This window comes from Pseudomonas sp. R151218B TE3479, from assembly GCF_053629195.1.
Genome location: NZ_JBRJHV010000001.1, coordinates 490,297 through 515,071, shown reverse-complemented (window position 1 = coordinate 515,071; position 24,775 = coordinate 490,297). Strand labels below are relative to the sequence as shown.

21 protein-coding genes are annotated in these 24,775 nt (G+C 62.0%); 11 read left to right on the top strand and 10 right to left on the bottom strand.

Annotated elements, in window-relative coordinates; all coding sequences use genetic code 11:
* Nucleotides 1-85 precede the first annotated feature (85 nt).
* The gene (locus AB7M32_RS02410) at nucleotides 86-1,462 is read left to right on the top strand and encodes an L-serine ammonia-lyase (RefSeq protein WP_454248983.1); all 1,377 of its coding nucleotides are present in this window, start codon (nucleotides 86-88) and stop codon (nucleotides 1,460-1,462) included.
* 566 nt (nucleotides 1,463-2,028) lie between these two features.
* Nucleotides 2,029-3,132, top strand: a complete 1,104-nt coding sequence (gene gbdR / locus AB7M32_RS02405; protein WP_060740272.1) for a choline metabolism transcriptional regulator GbdR — start codon at nucleotides 2,029-2,031, stop codon at nucleotides 3,130-3,132.
* A gap of 117 nt (nucleotides 3,133-3,249) precedes the next feature.
* On the opposite strand, the gene AB7M32_RS02400 is transcribed toward gbdR, so the two are convergent.
* The 6 genes from AB7M32_RS02400 to AB7M32_RS02375 all read right to left on the bottom strand — a co-directional run bounded on the left by AB7M32_RS02400 (nucleotide 3,250) and on the right by AB7M32_RS02375 (nucleotide 8,768).
* The gene (locus AB7M32_RS02400) at nucleotides 3,250-3,513 is read right to left on the bottom strand and encodes a hypothetical protein (protein WP_072405844.1); all 264 of its coding nucleotides are present in this window, start codon (nucleotides 3,511-3,513) and stop codon (nucleotides 3,250-3,252) included.
* Nucleotides 3,514-3,892: 379 nt separating this feature from the next.
* Entirely contained in the window at nucleotides 3,893-5,056 is a 1,164-nt protein-coding gene (locus AB7M32_RS02395) for a gamma-butyrobetaine dioxygenase (protein WP_454248982.1), read from the bottom strand.
* A 20-nt stretch (nucleotides 5,057-5,076) separates the two neighbouring features.
* Complete coding sequence (locus AB7M32_RS02390; RefSeq protein WP_158457290.1) at nucleotides 5,077-5,553, bottom strand: thioesterase family protein; 477 nt, start codon at nucleotides 5,551-5,553, stop codon at nucleotides 5,077-5,079.
* 163 nt (nucleotides 5,554-5,716) lie between these two features.
* Nucleotides 5,717-6,682 (bottom strand): L-carnitine dehydrogenase, encoded by a 966-nt coding sequence (locus tag AB7M32_RS02385; protein WP_454248981.1) that lies wholly within the window; start codon nucleotides 6,680-6,682, stop codon nucleotides 5,717-5,719.
* 182 nt (nucleotides 6,683-6,864) lie between these two features.
* Nucleotides 6,865-7,752 carry a BKACE family enzyme gene (locus tag AB7M32_RS02380; protein ID WP_072405840.1) on the bottom strand — a complete coding sequence of 296 codons (888 nt, stop codon included), beginning with the start codon at nucleotides 7,750-7,752 and terminating at the stop codon, nucleotides 6,865-6,867.
* 71 nt (nucleotides 7,753-7,823) lie between these two features.
* Nucleotides 7,824-8,768 (bottom strand): choline ABC transporter substrate-binding protein, encoded by a 945-nt coding sequence (locus AB7M32_RS02375; RefSeq protein ID WP_454248980.1) that lies wholly within the window; start codon nucleotides 8,766-8,768, stop codon nucleotides 7,824-7,826.
* A 192-nt stretch (nucleotides 8,769-8,960) separates the two neighbouring features.
* Here AB7M32_RS02375 and AB7M32_RS02370 point away from each other — a divergent pair, with 192 nt between their 5' ends.
* Nucleotides 8,961-9,920, top strand: coding sequence for a GlxA family transcriptional regulator (locus AB7M32_RS02370; RefSeq protein ID WP_092333359.1), 960 nt, complete (start codon nucleotides 8,961-8,963; stop codon nucleotides 9,918-9,920).
* Between the two features lie 200 nt (nucleotides 9,921-10,120).
* Here AB7M32_RS02370 and AB7M32_RS02365 read toward each other — a convergent pair whose 3' ends face one another.
* Both AB7M32_RS02365 and AB7M32_RS02360 read right to left on the bottom strand, forming a co-directional pair.
* Complete coding sequence (locus AB7M32_RS02365) at nucleotides 10,121-10,537, bottom strand: DUF3010 family protein (RefSeq protein WP_454248979.1); 417 nt, start codon at nucleotides 10,535-10,537, stop codon at nucleotides 10,121-10,123.
* Between the two features lie 34 nt (nucleotides 10,538-10,571).
* Nucleotides 10,572-10,973: a lysozyme inhibitor LprI family protein gene (locus AB7M32_RS02360; protein WP_158457292.1), complete on the bottom strand. Its 402-nt coding sequence runs from the start codon at nucleotides 10,971-10,973 to the stop codon at nucleotides 10,572-10,574.
* Nucleotides 10,974-11,208: 235 nt separating this feature from the next.
* On the opposite strand from AB7M32_RS02360, the gene AB7M32_RS02355 reads away from it, so the two are divergent.
* The 7 genes from AB7M32_RS02355 to AB7M32_RS02325 all read left to right on the top strand — a co-directional run bounded on the left by AB7M32_RS02355 (nucleotide 11,209) and on the right by AB7M32_RS02325 (nucleotide 19,885).
* Nucleotides 11,209-12,186: a dipeptidase gene (locus AB7M32_RS02355; protein ID WP_030139307.1), complete on the top strand. Its 978-nt coding sequence runs from the start codon at nucleotides 11,209-11,211 to the stop codon at nucleotides 12,184-12,186.
* Between the two features lie 79 nt (nucleotides 12,187-12,265).
* On the top strand, nucleotides 12,266-12,796 hold the full coding sequence (locus tag AB7M32_RS02350; protein WP_030139308.1) for a DUF5943 domain-containing protein: 531 nt from the start codon (nucleotides 12,266-12,268) through the stop codon (nucleotides 12,794-12,796).
* A 15-nt stretch (nucleotides 12,797-12,811) separates the two neighbouring features.
* Nucleotides 12,812-14,872 carry a dimethylglycine demethylation protein DgcA gene (gene dgcA, locus AB7M32_RS02345; protein ID WP_072405833.1) on the top strand — a complete coding sequence of 687 codons (2,061 nt, stop codon included), beginning with the start codon at nucleotides 12,812-12,814 and terminating at the stop codon, nucleotides 14,870-14,872.
* A 170-nt stretch (nucleotides 14,873-15,042) separates the two neighbouring features.
* Nucleotides 15,043-16,992: a dimethylglycine demethylation protein DgcB gene (gene dgcB, locus AB7M32_RS02340; protein WP_454248978.1), complete on the top strand. Its 1,950-nt coding sequence runs from the start codon at nucleotides 15,043-15,045 to the stop codon at nucleotides 16,990-16,992.
* Entirely contained in the window at nucleotides 16,992-18,212 is a 1,221-nt protein-coding gene (gene etfA / locus AB7M32_RS02335; protein ID WP_454248977.1) for an electron transfer flavoprotein subunit alpha, read from the top strand. Before dgcB ends, etfA begins: the two co-directional genes overlap by 1 nt.
* A gap of 12 nt (nucleotides 18,213-18,224) precedes the next feature.
* The gene (etfB, locus tag AB7M32_RS02330) at nucleotides 18,225-18,995 is read left to right on the top strand and encodes an electron transfer flavoprotein subunit beta (RefSeq protein ID WP_454248976.1); all 771 of its coding nucleotides are present in this window, start codon (nucleotides 18,225-18,227) and stop codon (nucleotides 18,993-18,995) included.
* A gap of 323 nt (nucleotides 18,996-19,318) precedes the next feature.
* A complete protein-coding gene (locus AB7M32_RS02325; protein ID WP_454248975.1) occupies nucleotides 19,319-19,885 on the top strand; it encodes an N-acetyltransferase family protein in 567 nt (188 codons plus the stop codon).
* Between the two features lie 984 nt (nucleotides 19,886-20,869).
* Here the strand turns inward: AB7M32_RS02325 and gbcA are convergent.
* A complete protein-coding gene (gene gbcA / locus AB7M32_RS02320) occupies nucleotides 20,870-22,162 on the bottom strand; it encodes a glycine-betaine demethylase subunit GbcA (RefSeq protein WP_122566619.1) in 1,293 nt (430 codons plus the stop codon).
* Nucleotides 22,163-22,446: 284 nt separating this feature from the next.
* On the opposite strand from gbcA, the gene gbcB reads away from it, so the two are divergent.
* Nucleotides 22,447-23,547: a glycine-betaine demethylase subunit GbcB gene (gene gbcB / locus AB7M32_RS02315; RefSeq protein WP_030139297.1), complete on the top strand. Its 1,101-nt coding sequence runs from the start codon at nucleotides 22,447-22,449 to the stop codon at nucleotides 23,545-23,547.
* 103 nt (nucleotides 23,548-23,650) lie between these two features.
* On the opposite strand, the gene AB7M32_RS02310 is transcribed toward gbcB, so the two are convergent.
* Nucleotides 23,651-24,691 carry a threonine aldolase family protein gene (locus tag AB7M32_RS02310; protein ID WP_454248974.1) on the bottom strand — a complete coding sequence of 347 codons (1,041 nt, stop codon included), beginning with the start codon at nucleotides 24,689-24,691 and terminating at the stop codon, nucleotides 23,651-23,653.
* Nucleotides 24,692-24,775 lie beyond the last annotated feature (84 nt).

Genomic DNA, 24,775 nt, shown 5'->3' with positions numbered 1-24,775 from the left:
ATGCGGCCATCCCGGCGTTGAGCGTAGCAGCTCCGTCACCGGACGCTCCTGCGCCCGGATGTGCCTGTTCTGGAGGTTATCGGCAATGGCAATCAGCGTTTTCGACTTGTTCAAAATCGGTATCGGCCCGTCCAGTTCCCACACCGTGGGCCCCATGCGTGCCGCGGCGCTGTTCGTTGAAGCGCTGAAGGCAAAGGCCCTGCTCAATGATGTGCGCCGGGTCGAGGTACAGTTGTTCGGATCATTGTCGGCCACCGGTATCGGCCACGGCAGCGACAACGCCGTGATCATGGGCCTGATGGGGGAGTGGCCGGACGCAATCGACCCGTCGAAGATCGGCCCGCGCATCGAGCTGCTGCGTGAAACCCAGACCCTGCTGCTCGACGGTCGCCTGCCGGTGCCGTTCGAATGGTCCCGGGACATGCGTCTGATCGACGAGAACCTGCCGTTCCATCCCAATGCGATGACGCTGGTGGCCGAGGGCGCCGGCGGCGAGCTGCACCGTGACACTTATTACTCGGTGGGCGGTGGTTTTGTCGTCGATCAGGCCCAGGCCTCCAGCGGCGTGGTGGATCTGGACAGCACTGAGCTGCCTTACGATTTCTCCAGTGCCGAAGAATTGCTTGAGCTGTGCCGTACCCACAACTTGCGGGTAGCAGAGTTGATGCTAGCCAACGAAAAGGTCTGGCGGTCCGAAGAGGAGATCCGCAGTGGCCTGATGAAGCTGTGGCGGGCCATGCAGGATTGCGTCGAGCAGGGCCTCAAGCACGAAGGCATCTTGCCGGGCGGTTTGAATGTGCGCCGACGGGCGGCCAAGTTGCACCGCAGCCTGCAAGAGCTGAACAAGCCCAATGTCATTGGCTCGACCCTCAGCGCCATGGAGTGGGTCAACCTGTTCGCCCTGGCGGTCAACGAGGAGAACGCGGCCGGCGGGCGCATGGTCACGGCGCCGACCAACGGTGCGGCGGGGATCATCCCGGCGGTGCTGCACTATTTCATGAAATTCAGCGAAGCGGTCACCGACGCCAACGTCGTGGATTATTTCCTCGCTGCGGCGGCCGTCGGGATCCTGTGCAAAAAGAACGCATCGATCTCCGGCGCCGAGGTCGGTTGCCAGGGCGAGGTGGGATCGGCCTGCGCCATGGCGGCGGCGGGCCTGGCGGAAATCCTCGGGGCCACGCCGGAGCAACTGTGCAACGCGGCGGAAATCGGCCTGGAACACAACCTGGGCCTGACCTGCGACCCGGTGGGCGGCCTGGTGCAGGTACCGTGCATCGAGCGCAACGCGATCGCCGCGGTCAAGGCCATCAACGCCGCACAAATGGCCCTGCGCGGGGATGGCCAGCATTTCATCTCCCTGGACCGGGTGATCCGCACCATGCGTGATACCGGTGCCGACATGCATGACAAATATAAAGAGACCTCGCGCGGCGGCTTGGCGGTCAGTGCGGTGGAGTGCTGACCCGAGGCTGCACATTCACTGTGGCGAGGGGATTTATCCCCGCTGGGCCGCACAGCGGCCCCCTACGGTCTTTCTGATACACCGAGGCGTTTGAGTTTAGGGCTGCTTCGCAGCCCAGCGGGGATAAATCCCCTCGCCACAGACCTGAAAATCGCTCACAAAATGCACACCCATCCTGAAACACGCCACCTTTTAGCGCGTCGCAAACAGACAAGACACCCGTTGTCGAGCCAGCCGCTGAATCGCGCTCGACCGTCCGTCACCCGCACCTGTGGTGCTACTCCTTGCGCAAGCCGCGCAGCCCAGTTCCCACAAGTGCTACCGAACTGCTCACAGCCTTCTGTGATCGGTACCTGCCGCCATTGATGGCACCTAAAACCCGGACTCGATGCACGCCTTATATAGACAGGCCGCGATGTCGTTTTCAGGATTTATTGAACACACATTCAATTTTAGGCATGGCAATTGCTCTATCCCGATAAAGCCCTGTCTCGCGCAAGAGAACGTGGCAATAACAAGAGCCTCCGCCTGAGGCCATCACCCGCTTTGTGTGAGGAGATACCGCGATGACGACGTCCAACTCCGGGGCCCAACCCCAGAACCGTGCGCCTCAATCCATCGGCTTTTTGCTGCTGGACAATTTCACGCTGATTTCCCTGGCGTCCGCGGTGGAACCGCTACGCATGGCCAACCAGCTATCCGGTCGCGAGCTGTATCGCTGGACCACCCTCACGGTCGATGGCGGCCAGGTCTGGGCCAGCGACGGTTTGCAGATCACCCCCGACGCCTCCATGCACAAGGCGCCGCCTTTGGACACCGTCATCGTTTGTGGTGGCATTGGCATCCAGCGCACCGTGACCCGTGAACACGTGTCGTGGCTGCAGAGCCAGGCCCGCCAGTCCCGTCGCCTCGGCGCGGTTTGCACCGGCAGTTGGGCCCTGGCCTGCGCCGGCCTGCTGGACGGTTTCGATTGCAGCGTGCACTGGGAATGCCTGGCGGCGATGCAGGAAGCGTTCCCGCGGGTATCGATGAGCACCCGCCTGTTCACCCTCGACCGCAATCGCTTCACCAGCTCCGGTGGCACCGCGCCGCTGGACATGATGCTGCACCTGATCAGTCGCGATCACGGTCGCGAGCTGTCGGCGGCGATCTCCGAAATGTTTGTCTACGAGCGTATCCGCAACGAACAGGATCACCAGCGCGTGCCGCTCAAGCACATGCTTGGCACCAACCAGCCTAAGTTGCAGGAAATCGTGGCGTTGATGGAAGCCAACCTCGAAGAGCCGATCGACCTGGACGAACTGGCGGTGTATGTCGCCGTGTCCCGGCGTCAGCTGGAGCGGTTGTTCCAGAAATACCTGCACTGCTCACCGTCGCGCTATTACCTCAAGCTGCGGCTCATCCGTGCGCGGCAACTGCTCAAGCAGACGCCGATGTCGATCATCGAAGTGGCCTCGGTGTGCGGCTTCGTTTCCACCCCGCACTTCTCCAAGTGCTACCGCGAATACTTCGGCATTCCGCCGCGGGACGAGCGCGTCGGTTCAAACACCACGCAACAGGTGGCGATGATGCCGCTACCGCAGGCGTTGGTGCTGTCGCCATTGTCCGGGCCGCTGTCGGCACTGAGCCAGGCGCGCAATGAATCGACGTTCGCCAGTGTGAGGCTCTAAGACCTCTAGCGCCTTCATCGCGAGCAAGCTCGCTCCCACAGGGAGATCGCCTGGGTGCAATAGAGCGTGTGCACACCAGGGATCACTGTGGGAGCGAGCTTGCTCGCGATTGGTTTTTCAGGTGTTGTGGTTTTGCTGGTAATCCATCAGCGCCGGCAACAATTGCTTGTCGATTGCCTGGCGCACGGCTGGCAGGATGGTGGCGCTGCTGGTGTACATGTCCTTGACCATCCGCCGCAGTTCATTGGCACGGGCCTGGTCCAAACCCCGCACGGCGCACTCGCAGGCCTGCTCGGCGGTGGAACCGCTGGGTATCTGGAGCCCCAGGGCCTTGAGGTGGCCCAGCAGGTCTTCCTGGTCGATCAAATCGGCGTGCATCATGACGCTTTTCCTTGTTCAGGGATTGGGGTCGTGTCTCGATTTTGGTAGCCACCCGAAGCGGCGGCAAGGGCAAACTGTCGCAATGGCCCGGATACCTATGAGCAGGTCGTTTTCGGCTAACTCCCGCTAATCCGGACTGGGCACACTGAACTCAAGCTGAATCACGATGGTTTGGTCACCCTCGCGCAACAGCTCCTCCAGTAACGCACCTGCCCCGATCCTGTCACGGCTTGATCGGGGATTTTTTTGTCTGTGACAATCAGAGAGTGATGGGTTGTTCGTCAGGGCGCTATCGCGAGCAAGCTCGCTCCCACAGGTTTTGTGAACGACATACAACCACTGTGGGAGCGAGCTTGCTCGCGATGAACGATGACGCGGTCTACCTCTGCAACACCAGAATCCGCGACAACAACTCATCCCGATCCACATAACACCCCTGGAAATGCCGCGCGCCGGAAGCCGGGTCGAAGGCGTTGCGGGCATGGAGCGTACGGCGGTTGTCGAAGCACCAGAGCTGGCCGGGTTCGAGCCGTTGCATCACACGAAACTGTGGCGCGCGGGTCAGGGCGATGAAGCGTCGGTAGGCTCGGTAAAGCCTGGGCATTTGCTCGACGGTGGTGTCGAACGGTCCGCGCAGGAAATTCGCCATGCGGACTTCCGCGACATGCCCCAGGGCATCCAGCGCAATGATGGGCGCCAGGCAGCGGTAGTCGCTGTGGCGATCCTTGTTGCGAAACTCCACCGGGATTTCGCACAGAGTGGCAAAGGCTTCGGGATCTTCCTGGCGCAGCGCCTCGGCGATGGCAAAACCGTCGACAAAAATGCTCTCGCCGCCGTCGGCGTCATTCACCAGGCAATGCAAAAACTGCAGCCCCGGTTGCAACTCCCGGGTTGGCAGGTCGCTGTGCAGTGGCAGGTTGAAAGCGGTGTAGGCATTGCTGTCGGCGTTGGCCTTGGATTGCACGTTGAACAGCACGCCGAAGTTGCTCTCGCGAATGAACGAAATGCGCTGGGCAATCTGTTTCAACGAACCGGGTTCGGTGGGCACGCCGCGCACTTGCGTCAGGCCAATGTCGCGCACCGCCAGCAGCCATTGCAACAGCGCATCGGCGTCATCCATCAGGGCCTGGTAATCGAATACCGGCAGTTGCAGATCGTGCCGCCATAGCTGGCTTTTGGGTTTGCTCGCCAGGCGTTCGGCCCTGGACTGCTCATCATAGGCATGGGCCCGTAGCCAGCCCGGGTCGAAGCGGCTCTGGTGACCGTCCTGCCAATCGACGCACAGGCAGCCCTCGCTATCGAGGCGGATCGCACCGGGTGCGCTGTCTTCAGGCACGTCGACGATTTCCAGTACTTGTTCGCGGGTGACGGTGTAGACGCATTGAGGGCAAGAGCAGTTGTCCCGCAACCACTGATGATGGAAAGGGCTGACCCGGCCATCGACCCAGGTGACCTGCACCCGGTCGGCCAAGGACGTTACAGCACCCAGCGCGCAGACCAGGGGATAGCGGCGGAAGTCGGCAAACGCGGCGGCAGTGTTCATGGCGATCTCCTGTTCGAGGCTTATCGGGCAGGTGGCAGTGCGATGACCCGACCGATATAGGCCGGCGGCGGCAGGTCGGACTGTTCATCGAGCAGGGCGGTGAGTGTGCCCAGGGTCTGCTGCGTGAAGGGCGCCGAGCGCGGACCCGCCAGGTCGACGTGCAGCAGCATCTGCTCATTACCGGCCAGCTCTTTATCCCCGCCTGCCAGGTGCAGGCTGTGGTAGAGATGCAGGCGCTTGGCGTCGTGGCCGATGATCTGCGTGCGCACTTCCACGTCAGCGGCGAGCTTCACTTCGTGCAGGTAATTGAGGTGCAGTTCGAGGGTGAACAGCGAGTGACCGCTGGCCTCGCGGTTCTGGCTGTCCATGCCGAGCCGGTCCATCAGCGCGTCGGTGGCATAGCTGAAAATCAGCAGATAGAAGGCATCGCGTAGATGGCCGTTGTAATCGACCCATTCGGGGAGGATGCGGGTTTGATAGGTGGTGAGGGTGGGCATGATTCAGGTCCGACAATTGGGGTGACTGGGCTGGCGCTATCGCGAGCAAGCTCGCTCCCACAGGGATCTGCTGGGGGAAATAAAGAGCGTTCACACCGCGAAATCCTTGTGGGAGCGAGCTTGCTCGCGATGGGGCCAGACCTGCTGGCCCTAAAACCTGGATTTACTCTTCGAAAGCCATGCCATGCTTGGCCTTGGTGGCCTTCACCGCTTCCAGCACCGCCAGCAAACAATCATCACGATAGCGCTCCAGGGCCGAGATGGTGTGGCTGCCCAGTTGCTCCCTCGTGCCGTCCACCACGTCGTCGATCAGCTTCTCGGTCAGCTCCGGCGCTGGCAGGTAGGTCCAGGGCAGTTGCAGCGCCGGGCCGAACTGGGCCATGAAGTGCCGCATGCCGGCATCGCCTCCGGCCAGGGTGTAGGTCAGGAAGGTACCCATGAATGACCAGCGCAGGCCGGCGCCAAAACGGATGGCATCGTCGATTTCCCCTGTGGTGGCGACGCCGTCGTTGACCAGGTGCAGGGCCTCGCGCCACAGCGCTTCGAGCAGGCGGTCGGCGATGAAGCCAGGCACTTCCTTACGTACGTGCAGCGGCCGCATGCCGAGGGATTCATACACTTGCATGGCGGCTTGTACCGCTTCGGGGGCGGTGTGCTTGCCACCGACCACTTCCACCAGCGGCAACAGGTAAACCGGGTTGAACGGATGCCCGACCACGCAGCGTTCCGGGTGGGTCGCTCCTTCGTAGAATTCGCTTGGCAACAGCCCCGAAGTACTGGAGCCGATCAATGCATTCGGCTTGGCGGCTGCGCTGATCTGGCCGTGCAGTTCGAGCTTCAGTTCCAGGCGCTCGGGGGCGCTTTCCTGAATGAAGTCGGCGTCGCGCACGCATTCTTCGATGGTCGCGACAAAGCGCAGCCGATCCTGTGAGGCACCAGGGGCCAGGCCCTGTTTCTCCAGCGCGCCCCAAGCGTTGGCGACGCGTTTGCGCAATGCCGCCTCGGCACCAGGCGCCGGGTCCCAGGCGACAACGTCGAGGCCATGGGCCAAGGCCCGGCTGACCCAGCCGCTGCCGATTACACCACTGCCCAGGGCGGCGAAGGTCTTGATGTCGGTGATAAAGCTCATGGTGATTTTCCTGAGTAATTCGCTGATTCCCTGTGGGAGCGTGCTTGCTCGCGATGACGGTATTCCAGGTGCAGCAAATGCACTGGATGCGCCGACGCTATCGCGAGCAAGCTCGCTCCCACATTTGATCTGGGGTGGTCTTGAGATCTGCAGTCACTGCCGATCCTATGTGCACGTTCGGTTTAACCGCGTGGAGTCAGGCCCATCTTCTTGCGGCCTTCAGCCGGGGTGAGCACGCGCGCCCCGAGGCGGCTGAGGATTTCGCCTGCGCGCTCCACCAGTTGGCCGTTGGTGGCGAGCACGCCTTTATCCAGCCAGAGGTTGTCTTCCAGCCCGACCCGCACGTTGCCCCCCAGCAGCACCGCCTGGGCGGCCATCGGCATTTGCATGCGGCCGATGCCGAAGCCGGCCCACACCGCGTCGGCCGGCAGGTTGTCGACCATGGCCTTCATGGTGGTGGTGTCGGCCGGCGCTCCCCATGGGATGCCCAGGCAGAGCTGGAACAGCGGGTTGTCCAGCAGACCTTCCTTGATCAGTTGCTTGGCGAACCACAGGTGGCCGGTGTCGAAGATTTCCAGCTCGGCCTTGACCCCCAGTTCGGTGATGCGCTTGGCCCCGGCCCGCAGTTGCGCCGGGGTGGAGACGTAAATGGTGTCGCCGTCGCCGAAGTTCAGGGTGCCGCAATCCAGGGTACAGATTTCCGGCAGCAGCTCTTCGACGTGGGCCAGGCGGGTCAGCGGACCCACCAGGTCGGTGTTGGGGCCGAACTCCATCGGCCGTTCGCCCGCACCGATCTCCAGGTCACCGCCCATGCCGGCGGTGAGGTTGACGATGATGTCCACGTCCGCCTCACGGATGCGCTCCATCACTTCGCGGTACAGCGCCACATCGCGGCTGAACTTGCCGGTCTGCGGGTCGCGGACGTGGCAGTGGACCACGGTGGCACCGGCCTTGGCGGCTTCGACGGCAGCGGCGGCGATCTGTTTCGGGGTGACCGGCACGTGGGGGCTCTTGGCGGTCGTGTCGCCAGCACCGGTGAGTGCGCAGGTGATGATGACGTCGTGGTTCATGGTGCGGATTCCTTCAGGCGTGGTAAGTCACCGCGCAGCCGTTTGGTGCTGCGCAGAGGGAGAACGTTTGGTCAGTTACTGGTGAGTTTCAGGTTGTCGGCGGCCGGCTTGCCGTCGAAGGTGGTCACGCCTTCGAGCCAGCGCTGCTTGTCTTGCGGATGATCCTTGAGCCATTGCCGGGCCGATTCGAGCGGATCCTTGTGATCGAGCAGCGGCTGCATCATCCGGCTCTCGTCTTCGGCGGTGAAGGTCAGGTTGCTCAGCAAGCGACCGACGTTCGGGCATTGCTCGGCGTAGTTCGGCGCGGTGACGGTCCAGACGGTGGCCATGCCTTCGTTCGGGCCGAGGGCGTCGTCGCTGCCGGTGAGGTAGGTCATTTGCACATTGACGTTCATCGGATGCGGCGCCCAGCCGAAGAACACCACGGCTTCCTTGCGCCGCACGGCGCGGTCCACGGCGGCGAGCATGCCGGCTTCGCTGGACTCCACCAGTTGGAATTTGCCCAGGCCGAACTGGTTCTTGGCGATCATCGCCTTGATCTGGGTGTTGGCGCCGGAGCCGGGTTCGATGCCGTAGATCTTGCCACCCAACTCTTTTTCGAATTTGGCGATGTCGGCAAAGGTCTTCAGGCCCTTGTCAGCCAGGTAGGTCGGCACGGCCAGGGTGGCGCGGGCGTCCTTGAGGCTGGGTTGTTCCAGGACCTTGACCTGCTTGGCTTCGACGAATGGGGTGATGGTATGGGTCATCAGCGGGTTCCAGTAGCCCAGGAACAGGTCCAGGCGTTGGTCACGAATGCCGGCGAAGATGATTTGCTGGGAGGCGCTGGTCTGCTTGGTGGTGTAGCCGAGGCCGTCGAGCATCACTTGGGTCAGGGCGCTGGTGGCGATGACGTCGGTCCAGTTGACCACGCCCAGGCGCACGTTCTGGCACGCGGCGGGTTCAGCTGCCATGACGGCGCCATTCATTAAGGTGGTACCGCTGAGTGCAAGAACGCAGGAGCTGATCAGTCGTTTCATGTCGGGTTCCTCGGCAGCTTATTGTTATGGGGCCCGGTGTCTGTGCGCCGGTGATGCCAAGTTACGCAGCCCGAAGCGTGGCAAAACGCACAGCGGCGACGTGCTCTTGCACTGCAGCGACCTGCGCCCTTGAACGACGCTTGCAACTGGCGTATCAAGGTCCGCACGCTACCCGTCGACCGAGTGCGCTCCATGTCCCAGGATTTCTACTTCTTGTTGATGCCGGGCTTTTCAGCCATCGGTTTCATTTCGGCCATCGAGCCGTTGCGGGTCGCCAATCGTTTTCGTGGCGAGCTGTATCGTTGGCATGTGTTGAGCGTCGATGGCGGTGCGGTGCTGGCGAGCAACGGCATGTCGGTCAACGCCGATGCCGCGCTTGAGCCCTTGAAGAAAGGCGCGACCCTTTGGGTGGTGGCGGGGTTCGAACCACTGAAGTTCGCCACCCCAGCACTGGAGCGGTGGTTGCATCGGTTGGACAACGAAGGCGTGATCCTGGGGGGCATCGACACCGGCAGCGTGGTCCTGGCCGAGGCGGGGCTGCTGGACGGACATCGCGTGACCTTGCACTGGGAAGCGATCGAGGCGTTCAAAGAGTCCTATCCGCAGCTTGGCGTGACCCAGGAACTGTTTGAAATCGACCGTCGCCGTATCACTTGCGCCGGTGGCACCGCGTCCATCGACCTGATGCTCGACCTGATCGGCCAGGCTCACGGTTCGGAGCTGGCGATCCAGGTCAGCGAACAGTTCGTGCTTGGCCGCATCCGCCCGCGCAAAGATCACCAGCGCATGGAAATCGCCAACCGCTATGGCATTCGCAACAAGAAGCTGGTGCACGTCATCGGCGAGATGGAAACCCACAGCGAACCGCCCCTGAGCACCTTGGCCCTGGCCGAATCCATCAACGTCACGCGGCGCCAGCTCGAAAGGCTGTTTCGCCTGCACCTGAACGACACCCCGAGCAACTTCTACCTGCGCCTGCGCCTGGAGAAGGCCCGGCAACTGCTGCGCCAGACCGACATGAGCGTGCTGGAAGTGAGCATCGCCTGCGGCTTTGAGTCACCGTCGTACTTCACCCGCAGTTACCGGGCACGGTTCGCGCGCTGTCCACGGGAAGATCGGCGGCGGCAGGGGGATGGGCGGGAGGTGGTTTGACAGGCTTTTATACTCAATTATGCTCGGGACTATAAATTATACCTGCCGCCATAATTGGGTATAAAAGCTTGCTGCCGCCAGTCATCGGTCATACCTCTGTGGCGAGGGAGCTTGCTCCCGCTGGGGCGCGCAGCGTCCCTCGCTGTTGAGGGCTGCTGCGCAGCCAGCGGGAGCAAGCTCCCTCGCCACAGGGAACGACTTTACTTTTTCATCAGCGCCGAGCACGCCGCTTTGTACGCCTCATGCTGATACTTGTTCAGCGTCGCCGGCAAGGCGAAGTCATGTTTCTTGTGCTGCGCGTTGATAGTCTGCGGTGACAGCAGTGTCACCTCGCAGCCTTCCAGCAACTGGAAAACCCCTTCAATCTTGAACGTGGTCGGTCCGCCGGCGAACTCGCCTTTCTTGCTGCGCTTCTTGATGGCGATGCGTTCGATGCCATGTTCAGCCACGAAAGCCCGTACCTGAGCGGCAAACGCCTTGACGTTGGCGGCTTCGTCATCGTCGTCCAGGGCGATTTTCTTGGTATTCAGCGCGATGTGGGTCAACGCCTGCTGCTCCAGCGAGGCAACGGCGATAATCGCTTCGCTGCCTTTGATTTCGATACCGCAGGTTTTCATGGGGATCTCTTTGCTCGAGGGGGGGGTGTGCAGCTTACTCCTGCCCAATCGACTCCAAAAACTCCGACCGATCATCGCTCACCTGGGCCATGCAGTCGTTTTCGGCGATTTTGTAGGCTTCGCTGCCGGGTTTGGCCGGGAAGGCGGCGATGGCGCAGTCGGCGTCGCGCTGTTTTTGCCACAGTTGTTGGGCGGCCTTGACCTTGGTGGTGATGTCGTTGAGTTGGGCCTTGTCGCTGGCGTAGCGGGTTTGCAGGCGCTCAAAGAGGCTCTGCAGGTTTTCGTTGAGCAATTGTTCGGCGGCAGTCTTGCCATAGGCCGAGCAGGCCAGGGTCTGGACGTCGTTTTCAACTTCGTCGCAGGGATTGGGCTCGGTGTCTTCGGTTGCGTGTGCCAGGGTGCTGATCAGTGCCAAAGCCAGGAAGATTGATTTCATCGCGTTGCCGCTCAAGTCCAGTGAAAACCAGTGATGCGGCGGATTCTGGCGCAACCGTCGGGTAAAGAACAGACGGGCAGGGCGGGCCTGTCGTAGCCCATTGTCGTGGATTGACGCTTTCGGCAATTCCCCTGTCGTTTTTGCACCGGGTCGCGACGGCCCTCAGGCATATGCTGGCCCCAAAGCGCCGGCACACGATTCGGCGCATGAATCGCTGACAAAAGGGGACTGCCTGATGAGCCCAGCCGAATTGCACGCCGACAGCATCGTTATCGACGGGCTGATCATTGCCAAGTGGAACCGCGACCTGTTCGAAGACATGCGCAAGGGCGGCCTGACCGCAGCCAACTGCACCGTGTCGGTGTGGGAAGGTTTCCAGGCCACCATCAATAACATCGTCGCCAGCCAGAAGCTGATCCGCGAGAACAGCGACCTGGTGATTCCGGTGAAAACCACCGCCGACATCCGTCGCGCCAAGGAACAGGGCAAGACCGGCATCATCTTCGGCTTCCAGAACGCCCACGCCTTCGAAGACCAACTCGGCTACGTCGAGATCTTCAAGCAGTTGGGCGTGGGTGTGGTGCAGATGTGCTACAACACCCAGAACCTGGTGGGCACCGGTTGCTACGAGCGTGACGGCGGCCTGTCGGGCTTCGGTCGCGAGATCGTCGCCGAGATGAACCGTGTCGGCATCATGTGCGACCTGTCCCACGTCGGTTCCAAGACCTCCGAAGAAGTCATCCTCGAATCGAAGAAGCCGGTGTGCTATTCCCACTGCCTGCCGTCCGGCCTGAAAGAGCATCCGCGCAACAAATCCGATGAAGAGCTGAAGTTCATCGCCGACCACGGCGGTTTCGTCGGCGTGACCATGTTCGCGCCGTTTTTGGCCAAGGGCATCGATTCGACCATCGACGACTACGCCGAAGCCATCGAATACACCATGAACATCGTCGGTGAGGACGCCATCGGCATCGGTACCGACTTCACCCAGGGCCACGGCCAGGATTTCTTCGAAATGCTGACCCACGACAAGGGCTACGCCCGTCGTCTGACCAGCTTCGGCAAGATCATCAACCCCCTGGGCATCCGCACCGTGGGCGAGTTCCCGAACCTCACCGAGACGCTGCTCAAGCGCGGTCACCCTGAGCGGGTGGTGCGCAAGATCATGGGTGAGAACTGGGTCAACGTGCTGAAAGACGTCTGGGGCGAATAACCGCCGCCGCATCGCTAATCCTCTACCTGCGGCCCTCTGCGCCGCAGGCAATACCACGAATTTCCGGAGTCAAGTTTTCATGGCCAAGATCGCCCCGCAACTGCCTATCGAAGTCGACAGCGAAACCGGTGTCTGGACGTCCGACGCCCTGCCGATGCTGTACGTACCGCGTCACTTCTTCGTCAACAACCACATGGGCATCGAAGAAGTGCTGGGCGCCGACGCCTACGCCGAGATTCTCTACAAGGCCGGCTACAAATCTGCCTGGCACTGGTGTGAAAAAGAGGCCGAATGCCACGGCCTGGAAGGCGTCGCGGTGTTCGAGCACTACATGAAGCGCCTGTCCCAACGTGGCTGGGGCCTGTTCAAGATCCAGGACATCGACCTGGATAAAGGCACCGCCAGCGTCAAGCTCGAGCACTCGGCGTTCGTCTATGTGTACGGCAAGGTCGGGCGCAAAGTCGACTACATGTTCACCGGCTGGTTCGCCGGCGCCATGGACCAGATCCTCGCCGCTCGTGGCAGTTCGATCCGCACCGTGGCCGAGCAGGTCTATGGCGGTTCCGAAGAAGGCCACGACGACGGCCTGTTCATCGTCAAGCCGTTGTAAGTCGAGGATTGCGCCATGGCTTTTGAAGCAATGTTCCAGCCGATCCAGATCGGCAAACTGACCATCCGTAACCGCGTGCTCAGCACCGCGCACGCTGAGGTCTACGCCACCGACGGCGGCATGACCACCGACCGGTATGTGAAGTATTACGAAGAAAAGGCCAAGGGCGGCATCGGCCTGGCGATCTGTGGTGGTTCGTCGGTGGTTGCCATCGACAGCCCGCAGGAATGGTGGAGCTCGGTGAACCTGTCCACCGACCGCATCATCCCGCACTTCCAGAACCTGGCCGACGCCATGCACAAGCATGGCGCCAAGATCATGATCCAGATTACCCACATGGGCCGTCGCTCGCGTTGGGACGGCTTCAACTGGCCGACCCTGATGTCGCCGTCCGGCGTGCGTGAGCCGGTGCACCGTGCCACCTGCAAGACCATCGAGCCGGAAGAAATCTGGCGGGTGATCGGCAACTACGCCCAGGCGGCACGGCGTGCCAAGGCCGGTGGCCTGGACGGCGTCGAGCTGTCCGCCGTGCACCAGCACATGATCGACCAGTTCTGGAGCCCGCGGGTCAACAAGCGTACCGACGAATGGGGCGGCAGCTTCGAAGGCCGGATGAAGTTCGGTCTGGAAGTGCTGAAGGCCGTGCGCGCCGAAGTGGGCGACGATTTCTGCGTGGGCATGCGCCTGTGCGGCGACGAGTTCCACCCGGACGGCTTGTCCCACGAGGACATGAAGCAGATCGCCAAGTACTACGACGACACCGGCATGCTGGATTTCATCGGCGTGGTGGGCTCGGGTTGCGACACCCACAACACCTTGGCCAACGTCATCCCGAACATGAGTTATCCACCGGAGCCGTTCCTGCATTTGGCCGCCGGTATCAAGGAAGTGGTCAAGGTCCCGGTGCTGCACGCGCAGAACATCAAGGACCCGAACCAGGCCACGCGGATCCTGGAAGGCGGTTACGTCGACATGGTCGGCATGACCCGTGCCCACATCGCCGACCCGCACCTGATCGCCAAGATCAAGATGGGCCAGATCGACCAGATCAAACAGTGCGTCGGTGCCAACTATTGCATCGACCGCCAGTATCAAGGCCTGGACGTACTGTGCATCCAGAACGCCGCGACCTCCCGTGAATACATGGGCGTGCCGCACATCATCGAGAAGTCCACCGGGCCCAAGCGCAAAGTGGTCGTCGTCGGTGCCGGCCCGGCCGGGATGGAAGCGGCGCGTGTCGCTGCCGAACGTGGGCACGACGTGACCTTGTTCGAGAAGAAGGAATTCATCGGCGGGCAGATCACTACCGCTTCGAAAGCCCCGCAACGGGACCAGATCGCCGGTATCACCCGCTGGTTCCAGCTGGAACTGGCGCGGCTGAAAGTCGACCTGCGCCTGGGCGTGGCGGCTGATGCGGCGACGATCATGGACCTGCGTCCGGATGTGGTGGTGCTGGCCGTTGGCGGGCATCCGAATGTGGAGCAAAACGAACACTGGGGCGCCGCCGAAGGGCTGGTGGTCAGCAGCTGGGACGTGCTCGACGGCAAGGTTGCGCCGGGCAAGAACGTGCTGGTCTACGACACCATTTGCGAGTTCACCGGCATGTCGGTGGCCGACTTCCTCGCCGACAAGGGCAGCCAGGTGGAGATCGTCACCGACGACATCAAGCCGGGCGTGGCCATTGGCGGGACTTCGTTCCCCACCTACTACCGCAGCATGTACCCCAAGGAAGTGATCATGACCGGGGACATGATGCTGGAGAAGGTCTACCGCGAAGGCGACAAGCTGGTGGCGGTGCTGGAAAACGAATACACCGGCGCCAAGGAAGAACGCGTGGTGGACCAGGTGGTGGTGGAAAACGGCGTGCGGCCGGACGAAGAAATCTACTACGCGCTCAAGGAAGGTTCGCGCAACAAGGGCCAGATCGACGTCGAAGCCTTGTTCGCGATCAAGCCTCAGCCGTGCCTGGAGCAGAGCGGCGATGGCTACCTGCTGTTCCGTATCGGCGACTGCGTGGCCCAGCGTAATACCCACGCGGCCATCTACGACGCCCTGCGGTTGTGCAAGGATTTCTAACGGCTTGTGGATAACCCTGTGGGAGCGAGCTTGCTCGCGATAGCGGTGGATCAGTCGACATTTAGGTTGGATCTGAGTCCGTCTTCGCGAGCAAGCTCGCCCCCATAGGGATCGAGCAAGACATCCAGGTTTCTGTGCCTGCAAGACCTGAGGTCTTTGGGAGCTTCACCATGCTGAACACCCTTCTTCCAATCCTGCTGTTCGCAGCCCTGGGCCTCGCGGTCCTCGGCGCCTTGCGGCGGGTGAACATGTGGCGCCGGGGACGACCGGCCAAGGTCGACCTGATCGGCGGTCTCTTTGCCATGCCCAAGCGCTACATGGTGGATTTGCACCACGTAGTGGCGCGGGACAAATACATTGCCAACACTCACGTCGCCACGGCCGGTGGTGCGGTGGCGTCGGTGGTGCTGGCGATCCTGGTCCACGGGTTTGGCCTGCATAACCGCTTCCTCGGTTATGCGTTGCTGTTGATGTCGGCCGTGATGTTCGTCGGTGCGATCTTCGTCTACCTGCGTCGGCGCAATCCGCCCGCCCGGTTGTCCAAGGGCCCGTGGATGCGCCTGCCGAAAAGCCTGCTGGCGTTTTCGGCGTCGTTCTTCCTGGTGACCCTGCCGGTGGCGGGCATCCTGCCGGAGAACTTCGGTGGTTGGCTGGTGGCGGCGGTCCTGGGTGTCGGTGTGCTGTGGGGCGTGTCGGAACTGTTCTTCGGCATGACCTGGGGCGGGCCGATGAAGCACGCCTTCGCCGGTGCCCTGCACCTGGCCTGGCATCGCCGTGCCGAGCGCTTTGGCGGCGGCCGTTCCACCGGTCTCAAACCGCTGGACCTGAACGATCCCGCTGCGCCACTGGGCGTGGAGAAACCCAAGGACTTCACCTGGAACCAACTGCTGGGCTTCGACGCCTGCGTGCAGTGCGGCAAGTGTGAAGCGGCCTGCCCGGCGTTCGCGGCCGGCCAGCCGTTGAACCCGAAAAAACTCATCCAGGACATGGTCGTCGGCCTGGCCGGCGGCACCGATGCGAAATTCGCTGGCAGTCCATACCCGGGTAAACCTGTGGGCGAGCATGCCGGCAATCCCCATCAGCCGATCGTCAACGGCCTGGTAGACGCCGAGACCCTGTGGTCGTGCACCACCTGCCGCGCGTGCGTCGAGGAATGTCCGATGATGATCGAGCACGTCGATGCCATCGTCGACATGCGCCGCCACCTGACCCTGGAAAAAGGCGCCACGCCGAACAAGGGTGCCGAGGTGCTGGAAAACCTCATCGCCACCGACAACCCTGGCGGCTTTGCCCCGGGCGGACGGATGAACTGGGCAGCGGACCTGAACCTGAACCTGCTCAGCGAGAAGAAATCCACCGACGTGCTGTTCTGGGTCGGCGACGGTGCCTTCGACATGCGCAACCAGCGCACCCTGCGCGCGTTCGTCAAAGTGCTGAAGGCGGCGAAAGTCGACTTTGCCGTGCTCGGCCTCGAAGAACGCGACAGCGGTGACGTGGCCCGGCGCCTGGGCGACGAAGCGACGTTCCAGCTGTTGGCCAAACGCAACATCCAGACCCTGGCCAAATACAGCTTCAACCGCATCGTCACCTGCGACCCCCACAGCTTCCACGTGCTGAAAAACGAATACGGCGCCTTCGATGGCAACTACCTGGTGCAGCACCACAGCACTTACCTGGCGGAAATCATCGACGCCGGCGCCCTGAACCTCGGCCAGCACAAGGGCGACAGCGTGACCTATCACGATCCGTGCTACCTGGGCCGCTACAACGGCGAATACGAGGCGCCGCGCCAGGTGCTGCGTGCGCTGGGTATCGAGGTCAAGGAGATGCAGCGTTCCGGTTTCCGCTCGCGTTGCTGCGGCGGCGGTGGCGGTGCGCCGATCACCGACATCCCAGGCAAGCAGCGGATTCCTGACATGCGCATGGATGACATTCGCGAAACCGGCGCAGAGTTGGTGGCGGTGGGTTGTCCACAGTGCACCGCCATGCTCGAAGGCGTGGTCGAGCCGCGGCCAATGATCAAGGACATTGCCGAACTGGTGGCTGACGCACTGCTTGAAGACGCAGCCCCGAGCAAACCCGTGGCCCCAGCCAAACGTGAACCTGCGGAGGTGCATTAATGAGCGACATCATCCGCCGCGACCCTCGCGCCGAGTGGATCGCCCGTAACCGTCTGCACCCGCTGCACGCGGCCATGCAACCGGTCCAGCACAGCTGGATGGGCCCCAACGGCGTCATTCGCAAGAACGTTCATGGTATCGGTTTCATCGGTCCCAACGGCATCAAGCGCATCGACCGCAGCGGTGCCCAGCAGGGAGGCGCGACCAAGCGTATCGCCGCGACCGAAGTGCAGTTGCCGCTGCATCAGGTGCCGCAACCGGCGTTCTACATCAGTGTGGTGCCGGACATGGTCGGTGGTCGCCTCAGCAGCCACGACCGCGATCTGCTGGGCCTGGCCCATCAGCTTGCGGGGACGGACGGCGCGGTGCTGGCAGTGGTATTCGGCGAGCACAAGGAAAACGCCTTCGCCACGGCCGGTGTCGACCGCTTGCTGGTACTGGAAGGTGAGGCCTTCAGTGGTTATGCACCGGAACAACGGGTCCAGGGTCTGCGGGCTGTGGATAACCAATTCAATCCACGCCATTGGCTGCTGCCCGACAGCCGCACCGGTGGCGGTGAACTGGGCCGGCGTTTTGCCGCAGCTCTGGGCGAGCGCCCGGCCACGCGGGTCTGGCAGGTCAAGGGCGAGGAGTGCATTGGCCGCGCCGGCGCGGGCCTGCAAGACTTGGCCCGGCCGTTGGCGCGCTTGATCCTGGCAGCGGCGGAATGCGCCGAGCCGGTCAGTGAAACCCGTCACGAAGCCCTGCCGGTGGAGTTATCCACAAGTGTGGCGCGCAGCTTGTCGCGTATCGAAGATCTGGGTGCGGTGGCGGTGGACCCGGGTGCGATCCCGATGGCCGAGGCCGAATTCATTTTCTCCGGCGGCAACGGGGTCAAGGACTGGGCGCTGTTCCACCAGACCGCTGCGGCCCTGGGCGCCACCGAAGGCGCTTCGCGGGTAGCGGTGGACGACGGCTTCATGGCTCGGGACCGTCAGGTCGGCGCATCCGGTACCTGGGTCACGGCACGGGTCTACGTGGCCGTGGGGATTTCCGGGGCGATCCAGCACCTGCAGGGCATTGGCGCCTGCGACAAGGTGGTGGCGATCAACCTCGATCCGGGCTGCGACATGATCAAACGGGCAGACCTGTCGGTGATCGGTGACAGCGCGGCGATTCTCCAGGCCTTGATCGCGGCGGTAGAGGCTTATCGCAACGAAGCCAAGCGCGATGCGGCTTAAAAGGATTCAACCATGAGTACTCAAGTGATCAGCCTGGTGTCCATCGGCGCCCACCCGACCTCGGGTCGGCCTCGGCGTGCCGAACAGGATGCCCGGGCCGTGGAACTGGGCCTGCAACTGGCCGGCAACGACCTGCAAGTGCTGCACGCCGGTGACGTGGCCGAACCGGCCCTGCGCGCCTACCTGGGCATGGGCCTGGATGAACTCCACGTCCTGGAAAATCCCGACGGGGCCGACGCCCTGCCGGCCCTGACCGACTACCTGCGTGACGCTGGCGCCCAAGTGGTGTTGACCGGTAGTCAGGCGGAAACCGGTGAAGGCTCGGGCATGCTTCCCTTCCTGCTGGCGGAAAACCTCGGTTGGCCGTTGGTGGTGGGGCTGGCCCAGGTCGAATCCATCGACAACGGCGTGGCCCTGGTGCTGCAAGCCTTGCCCCGCGGCCAACGACGCCGTCTCAAAGTGCGCCTGCCATTCCTGGCCACTGTGGATAACGCCGCGCCAAAACCTCGGCAAAGCGCCTACGGCCCGGCCCGGCGTGGGGCGTTGCACGCCGAGGAAGTCGAAGTGATCGACGACACCTTGCTGGCGGTGGCGACCCTGCAACCGGCCAAGCCACGCCCCAAGCGCTTGAAAGTGATCAAGGCCAAGAGCGGCGCCGACCGCATGAAAGCCGCCACGGCCAAGGCCAGCGGCGGAGGCGGGCAAGTGCTCAAGGGCGTGAGCCCGGAGGCGGGGGCCGAGGCCATTCTCAGGTTGTTGATTGAGGAAGGGGTCGTTCGCTAAACCCGGGAATACCTCAATCCCTTTGTGGGAGCGAGCTTGCTCGCGATGGCGGTATGTCAGGTTGCATCTTCTGCGCTGACACGCCGCTATCGCGAGCAAGCTCGCTCCCACAGGAGGGGGTATGTGTTTGCCCACCATTGCTGTGTGTGCCTCTGTGGATAACCTGCTTGGCCCCCGCCGCAAACCAGGCCATCCAGGCCTGCGCTCAAAACACCCGTATGACCTGCTGCAACATCCGGCCATAAAACCACTGGCCTGGCGGGTTGTCGCGTCTCACGCTTGTGGGTGAAAAAGGTCGTTTCATCGCCAATGGAGTCCTATCAATGGAAGTAGCAATTCGCCCGGCCCTGCCCACGGATGCACGGGAGATCGCCCGTCTGTTCCGGATTTCCTCGGAGGGGGCATCGGATTACATCTGGAGCCAACTGGCGGAGCCAGGCCAGGATCTCCTTGACGTGGGCGCCGCGCGTTATGCCCGGGAAGGTGTCGATTTTTCCTACCAGAACTGCCTTGTCGCCCTGGCCAACGGACAGGTCATCGGCATGATGCACGCTTATGTCACGCGTCATGATCCACAGGCGGCCCCAGTTACAGACCCGATCCTGGCGCCCTACGCCGACATGGCGGTGCCCGACACCCTCTATATCTCAAGCTTGGCCCTGCATGAAGGCTGGCGTAACAAGGGGCTAGGCGTTCGCTTCCTCGAGCTGGCGCAACAGCGTGCCGATCAACTGGCACTCAAGGGCCTGAGCCTGATCGACTACGCCGCGAATACCGGCGCCCGGCGTTTTTATGAACGCCATGGCTTTGGCATCGTCAAAACCTGTCAGGTCGTCCCGCATCCGTTGATTCAAGTAACGGGCGCGGCCTACCTCATGCATCGGCCGTAGCCGGCACGGCGGCAACCCTGGCGCGGGGCACAGGTTGGCCCAAATCCCTGTGGGAGCGAGCTTGCTCGCGAAAGCGGTATTTCAGGCTACATTTTCGTCGCTGACACACCGCATTCGCGAGCAAGCTCGCTCCCACCGGGTAATGCGTTTACCCACAATCCTTGTGTATCCGCCTGTGGATAACCTGTTCGCCCCTCGCTGCACCCCATGAAAATCAGGCCCTGCCGGCCTTCGGTCAAAAAGTAGCCAGTCTAACTCACGGTTTTTATTGGTTTTTGTTTGTGAATAACGATCCCCTCCAACTGAAACTTGCCCCCAATCTCTGTTGGCGCTTCTGTGGATAAGATGTTCGCTCAACGCTGCAAGCCATACGGGGCGGGGCGTTCAGTGGGTTGATCATAAAGTGACCGATTGGCGTTTTTTTCAAAAAAACCTCCGCAAAACCGCGATTTACAAGCCGTCCAAGGGGTTTTCCACAGAGTCGTCAAAATTACCCCCAAACACTGTTGGCGCTTCTGTGGATAAGGTGTTCGCTTTCCTCTACGCGCCAGGCAGGGCAAGGCTTTCAGGCCGCTGTTCAATAATTGATCTATTCAGGATAAAGATCGTCATTGTTCATAAGCCACGGTTTTCATTTGCTCTATCCTCCCTTCGCGGCGGACTTGTCCCCATTTGCTGTGGGTGCTCATGTGGATAAGTTGTTTGCGAAAGGCTGCAGGCCACGGCGGGTATAGTCGAAAACGCGATAGGTCAAATTTCATACAGCTCTAAGCGCTGACCTGGGCATTGCGAAGGAGCGTTCACACGTCATTACCGCACCCACGGTTAGATTTCGAGACGTGTTACGGGGAGGAGGGCAGTGTGCGGTGGTTTTCCAAGTAGTCGGTGAATGTCAGGGCGCTATCGCGAGCAAGCTCGCTCCCACAAGTTTTGTGAACGACACAGAACCCCTGTGGGAGCGAGCTTGCTCGCGATGCTTTTGACTTAGCCCTGGACCGGAACGCCCTTGAGGTACGGCGCCGGTTCAGCCCCGAGGTTGTTGAGCATGCGCTCGCTGTACCAGTCCACGAAGTTCACCACGCCGAACTCATAGGTCTTGGAGTACGGGCCAGGCTGGTAGGCGGTGGAGTTGATGCCGCGCTGGTTTTCTTCGGCCAGGCGACGGTCCTGGTCGTTGGTGGCGTCCCAGACTTCACGCATGCGCGCCACATCGTAGTCCACGCCTTCGACCGCGTCCTTGTGCACCAGCCACTTGGTGGTGACCATGGTTTCCTGGGCGCTGATCGGCCACACGGTGAACACGATGATGTGGTCGCCCATGCAGTGGTTCCACGAGTGCGGCAGGTGCAGGATGCGCATCGAGCCCAGGTCCGGGTTCTTGATGCGGCCCATCAGCTTGGCGCAGCCTTGCTTGCCGTCCATGGTCATCGACACGGTGCCCTTGAGCAGCGGCATGCGCACGATACGGTTGCGCAGGCCGAAGCTGGCGTGGGCGTAAGGGATCTTCTCGGCGTCCCAGGCGGCGGCGGAAGCGGCCACGTGGTCCTTGAACGCCTGATCGGCCCGCGGGTCGGTGACGTCGTCCCATTCCAGCAGGGTCTTGAGCAATTCCGGGTGCGAGGCGTTGCAGTGGTAACACTCGCGGTTGTTTTCCAGCACCAGTTTCCAGTTGGCCTTTTCCATCAAGGTGGTTTGTACCGCCACCTTGGTGTTCTCCATGTCGTACGGTTCCATGTAATGGTTCAGCGTCGACAGGAAGTCATCGATGGCCGGCGGGTTCTCGGCCAGGCTGATGAAGATGTAGCCACCGGCAGTCTTCACGTTCACGGGTTTCAAGCCGTACTGCTTCATGTCGAAGTCGGCGCCCATCTCGGTGCCGGCGAACAGCAGGCGACCGTCCAGCTCGTAGGTCCACTGATGGTAGTGGCAGACCAGTTTGGCGACCTTGCCCTTTTCGCTGGTGCACAGCCGCGAACCGCGGTGGCGGCAGACGTTGTGGAAAGCGTGGACCACACCGTCGGCGCCGCGGATCACGATGATCGGGTTCTTGCCGACTTGCAGGGTCAGGTAGTTGCCCTTGGCCGGGATCTCGCAGGTCATGCCGGCGATCAACCATTCCTTCTGGAAGATTTCCTGCATGTCGATATCGAACAGGCGCTCATCGCTGTAGAACGGTTGCGGCAGCGAGAAGGTGCGCTCGCGCTCTTGCAACATTTGCGCGGTGGCCTTGCGTGCGGGTTCCAGCGGATCGCCCAGGCTCAGGGTAGTGGTGTCCATCGTTTTATCCTCGTGGCCCTCTAAGCGGAGCCGGTGAAAATGACTAATCGGTTGTGCTACGCAAGGCAGAAAACTTCGTTTATCTGTTGGGGCGAGTGTGGGGCCGCGCAGGGGGCGAACCTTATCCATGGGCGACATGGCCCAATCTGTTCCCGACGCGCAAGCCCCGGTAGTTAAGGGCTGGTCGCGATAAGTATGTGAATGTCGCAGATAGGTAAATGGTCACCCAAGCGCCTGCGCACAATCGCCATCATGAAGGCCGACAGTCGGCCGTGGAGATCAGCATGTCCAATAACTTCCTGAACCCGGTCACCACCCAGACCTGGGCCAATGGCCGACATATCGTACGTTGCGTCAAAGTCATCCAGGAAACCTGGGATGTGCGTACCTTCTGCTTCATGGCCGATCAGCCGATCATGTTCTTTTTCAAGCCGGGGCAATTCGTCACCCTGGAGCTGGAAATCGAAGGCCAGCCGATCATGCGCTCCTACACCATCTCCAGTTCGCCGTCGGTGCCCTACAGCTTCTCGGTCACCATCAAGCGCGTGCCGGGGGGCAAGGTGTCCAACTGGCTGCACGATACGTTGCATGAAGGCCAGGAGCTGGCGGTGCACGGGCCGGTGGGGTTGTTCAACGCCATCGATTTCCCGAGCCCGAAAGTCCTGTATCTGAGCGGTGGCGTGGGAATCACGCCGTGCATGTCCATGGCCCGCTGGTTCTACGACACCAACGCCAATGTCGACATGACCTTCATCCACAGCGCCCGGTCGCCCAAGGACATCATCTACCATCGCGAGCTGGAACACATGGCGTCGCGGATCGACAACTTCAGCCTGCACCTGATCTGCGAAAAGCACGGCCTGGGCGAGCCTTGGGCCGGGTATCGCGGTTACCTGAACCACAAGATGCTTGAATTGATGGTGCCCGACTTCCTCGAACGCGAAGTGTTCTGTTGCGGCCCGACGCCGTACATGACCGCGGTCAAGCGCCTGCTGGAAGCGGCTGGCTACGACATGAAGCGTTACCACGAAGAATCCTTCGGCGCCACGCCACCGGAAGCCCGCGCCGACGCCGTGGAACAGGCCGAACAGGCGGCCGACGCGCCGGAAGTCGATGCGGCGGACCTGCACCTGGTGGAATTCACCTCCTCTGGCAAGAGCATCCGCGTGGGCCCGGGCGAAACCGTCCACGCCGCCGCCGCCAAGCTTGGCATGATGATCCCCAAGGCCTGCGGCATGGGCATCTGCGGAACCTGCAAGGTATTGAAGCTGGGCGGGGAAGTGGAAATGGAACACAACGGCGGGATCACCGAAGACGACGAGGCCGAGGGCTACATCCTGTCGTGCTGCAGCGTGCCGAAGGGGGATGTGCGGATCGACTTCTGATCAGCGGCGGCCCCCTGTGGCGAGGGAGCAAGCTCCCTCGCCACAAAAGCCCAAAAGCCCAAAAGCCCAAAAGCCCAAAAGCCTGAAGATATCGGTCGTTGCTTCAGGCGCTCATCACTTCCCGAATATCCGCCGCCAATTCCCGCACCCGCGCTTCTTCGGTATCCCACGAGCACATGAAGCGTGCGCCGCCCTTGCCGATGAAGGTGTAGAAGCGCCAGCCCTTGGCGGTCAGCGCGGCGATGGCCGGTTCCGACAGTTGCAGGAATACGCCGTTGGCCTGGACCGGGAACATCAGTTCCACGCCGGGAATGTCGCTGACCAGTTCTGCCAGCAATTGGGCGCAGTGGTTGGCGTGGCGGGCGTGTTTGAGCCAGGCGTCGTTTTGCAGCAGGCCGACCCAGGGCGCGGACAGGAAGCGCATTTTCGACGCCAGTTGCCCGGCCTGTTTGCAGCGGTAGTCGAAATCCACGGCCAGGTCATGGTTGAAGAACAGAATCGCTTCCCCCACCGCCATGCCGTTTTTGGTGCCCCCGAAGCACAACACGTCCACGCCGACCTTCCAGGTCAGGTCCGCCGGGGAGCAGCCTAGGAAGGCGCAGGCGTTGGAAAAGCGCGCGCCGTCCATGTGCAGGTTCAGCCCCAGTTCCTTGCAGGTGACGCTGATGGCGCGGATTTCATCCGGCGTGTAGACGCTGCCGACTTCCGTGGCTTGGGTCAGGGTGACGACCCGAGGCTTGGGGTAGTGGATGTCCTGGCGCTTGAGGGCGATCTCGCGGATCGATTCGGGGGTCAGCTTGCCGTTTTCGGTGCGCGCCACCAGCAGCTTGGAACCGTTGGAGAAGAACTCTGGCGCGCCGCATTCGTCGGTTTCGACGTGGGCGGTTTCCGAGCAGATCACGCTGTGATAACTCTGGCACAACGAGGACAGGGCCAGGGAGTTGGCCGCCGTGCCGTTGAACGCGAAGAACACTTCGCAGTCGGTTTCGAACAAGGCCCGGAAATCGTCCGCCGCGCGGTGGGTCCACTCATCGTCGCCGTAGGCACGTTGGTGACCCTGATTGGCTTCTTCCATGGCGGCCCAGGCTTCGGGGCAAATGCCGGAATAGTTGTCGCTGGCAAACTGTTGACTCTTGTCGGTCATGGCCTTGCTCCTGAATAGAGAGTCCTGGATAAAGAGATCCCTGGCGGAATGCCCGGGTGGGGCGTTCCCTGGTTCGGCGTGTTT

Excerpts from the sequence above, each read along its gene's own strand:
- AB7M32_RS02380 (WP_072405840.1), bottom strand. The coding sequence starts at position 7,752 with ATGAACCACGACGTCATCATCACCTGCGCACTCACCGGTGCTGGCGAC.
- gbdR (WP_060740272.1), top strand. The coding sequence starts at position 2,029 with ATGACGACGTCCAACTCCGGGGCCCAACCCCAGAACCGTGCGCCTCAA.
- etfB (WP_454248976.1), top strand. The coding sequence starts at position 18,225 with ATGAGTACTCAAGTGATCAGCCTGGTGTCCATCGGCGCCCACCCGACC.
- AB7M32_RS02390 (WP_158457290.1), bottom strand. The coding sequence starts at position 5,553 with ATGCCCACCCTCACCACCTATCAAACCCGCATCCTCCCCGAATGGGTC.
- AB7M32_RS02410 (WP_454248983.1), top strand. The coding sequence starts at position 86 with ATGGCAATCAGCGTTTTCGACTTGTTCAAAATCGGTATCGGCCCGTCC.
- AB7M32_RS02365 (WP_454248979.1), bottom strand. The coding sequence starts at position 10,537 with ATGAAAACCTGCGGTATCGAAATCAAAGGCAGCGAAGCGATTATCGCC.
- dgcB (WP_454248978.1), top strand. The coding sequence starts at position 15,043 with ATGCTGAACACCCTTCTTCCAATCCTGCTGTTCGCAGCCCTGGGCCTC.
- dgcA (WP_072405833.1), top strand. The coding sequence starts at position 12,812 with ATGGCTTTTGAAGCAATGTTCCAGCCGATCCAGATCGGCAAACTGACC.
- AB7M32_RS02370 (WP_092333359.1), top strand. The coding sequence starts at position 8,961 with ATGTCCCAGGATTTCTACTTCTTGTTGATGCCGGGCTTTTCAGCCATC.
- AB7M32_RS02395 (WP_454248982.1), bottom strand. The coding sequence starts at position 5,056 with ATGAACACTGCCGCCGCGTTTGCCGACTTCCGCCGCTATCCCCTGGTC.
- gbcB (WP_030139297.1), top strand. The coding sequence starts at position 22,447 with ATGTCCAATAACTTCCTGAACCCGGTCACCACCCAGACCTGGGCCAAT.
- AB7M32_RS02310 (WP_454248974.1), bottom strand. The coding sequence starts at position 24,691 with ATGACCGACAAGAGTCAACAGTTTGCCAGCGACAACTATTCCGGCATT.
- AB7M32_RS02385 (WP_454248981.1), bottom strand. The coding sequence starts at position 6,682 with ATGAGCTTTATCACCGACATCAAGACCTTCGCCGCCCTGGGCAGTGGT.
- AB7M32_RS02325 (WP_454248975.1), top strand. The coding sequence starts at position 19,319 with ATGGAAGTAGCAATTCGCCCGGCCCTGCCCACGGATGCACGGGAGATC.
- AB7M32_RS02355 (WP_030139307.1), top strand. The coding sequence starts at position 11,209 with ATGAGCCCAGCCGAATTGCACGCCGACAGCATCGTTATCGACGGGCTG.
- AB7M32_RS02360 (WP_158457292.1), bottom strand. The coding sequence starts at position 10,973 with ATGAAATCAATCTTCCTGGCTTTGGCACTGATCAGCACCCTGGCACAC.
- AB7M32_RS02375 (WP_454248980.1), bottom strand. The coding sequence starts at position 8,768 with ATGAAACGACTGATCAGCTCCTGCGTTCTTGCACTCAGCGGTACCACC.
- AB7M32_RS02350 (WP_030139308.1), top strand. The coding sequence starts at position 12,266 with ATGGCCAAGATCGCCCCGCAACTGCCTATCGAAGTCGACAGCGAAACC.
- etfA (WP_454248977.1), top strand. The coding sequence starts at position 16,992 with ATGAGCGACATCATCCGCCGCGACCCTCGCGCCGAGTGGATCGCCCGT.
- AB7M32_RS02400 (WP_072405844.1), bottom strand. The coding sequence starts at position 3,513 with ATGATGCACGCCGATTTGATCGACCAGGAAGACCTGCTGGGCCACCTC.
- gbcA (WP_122566619.1), bottom strand. The coding sequence starts at position 22,162 with ATGGACACCACTACCCTGAGCCTGGGCGATCCGCTGGAACCCGCACGC.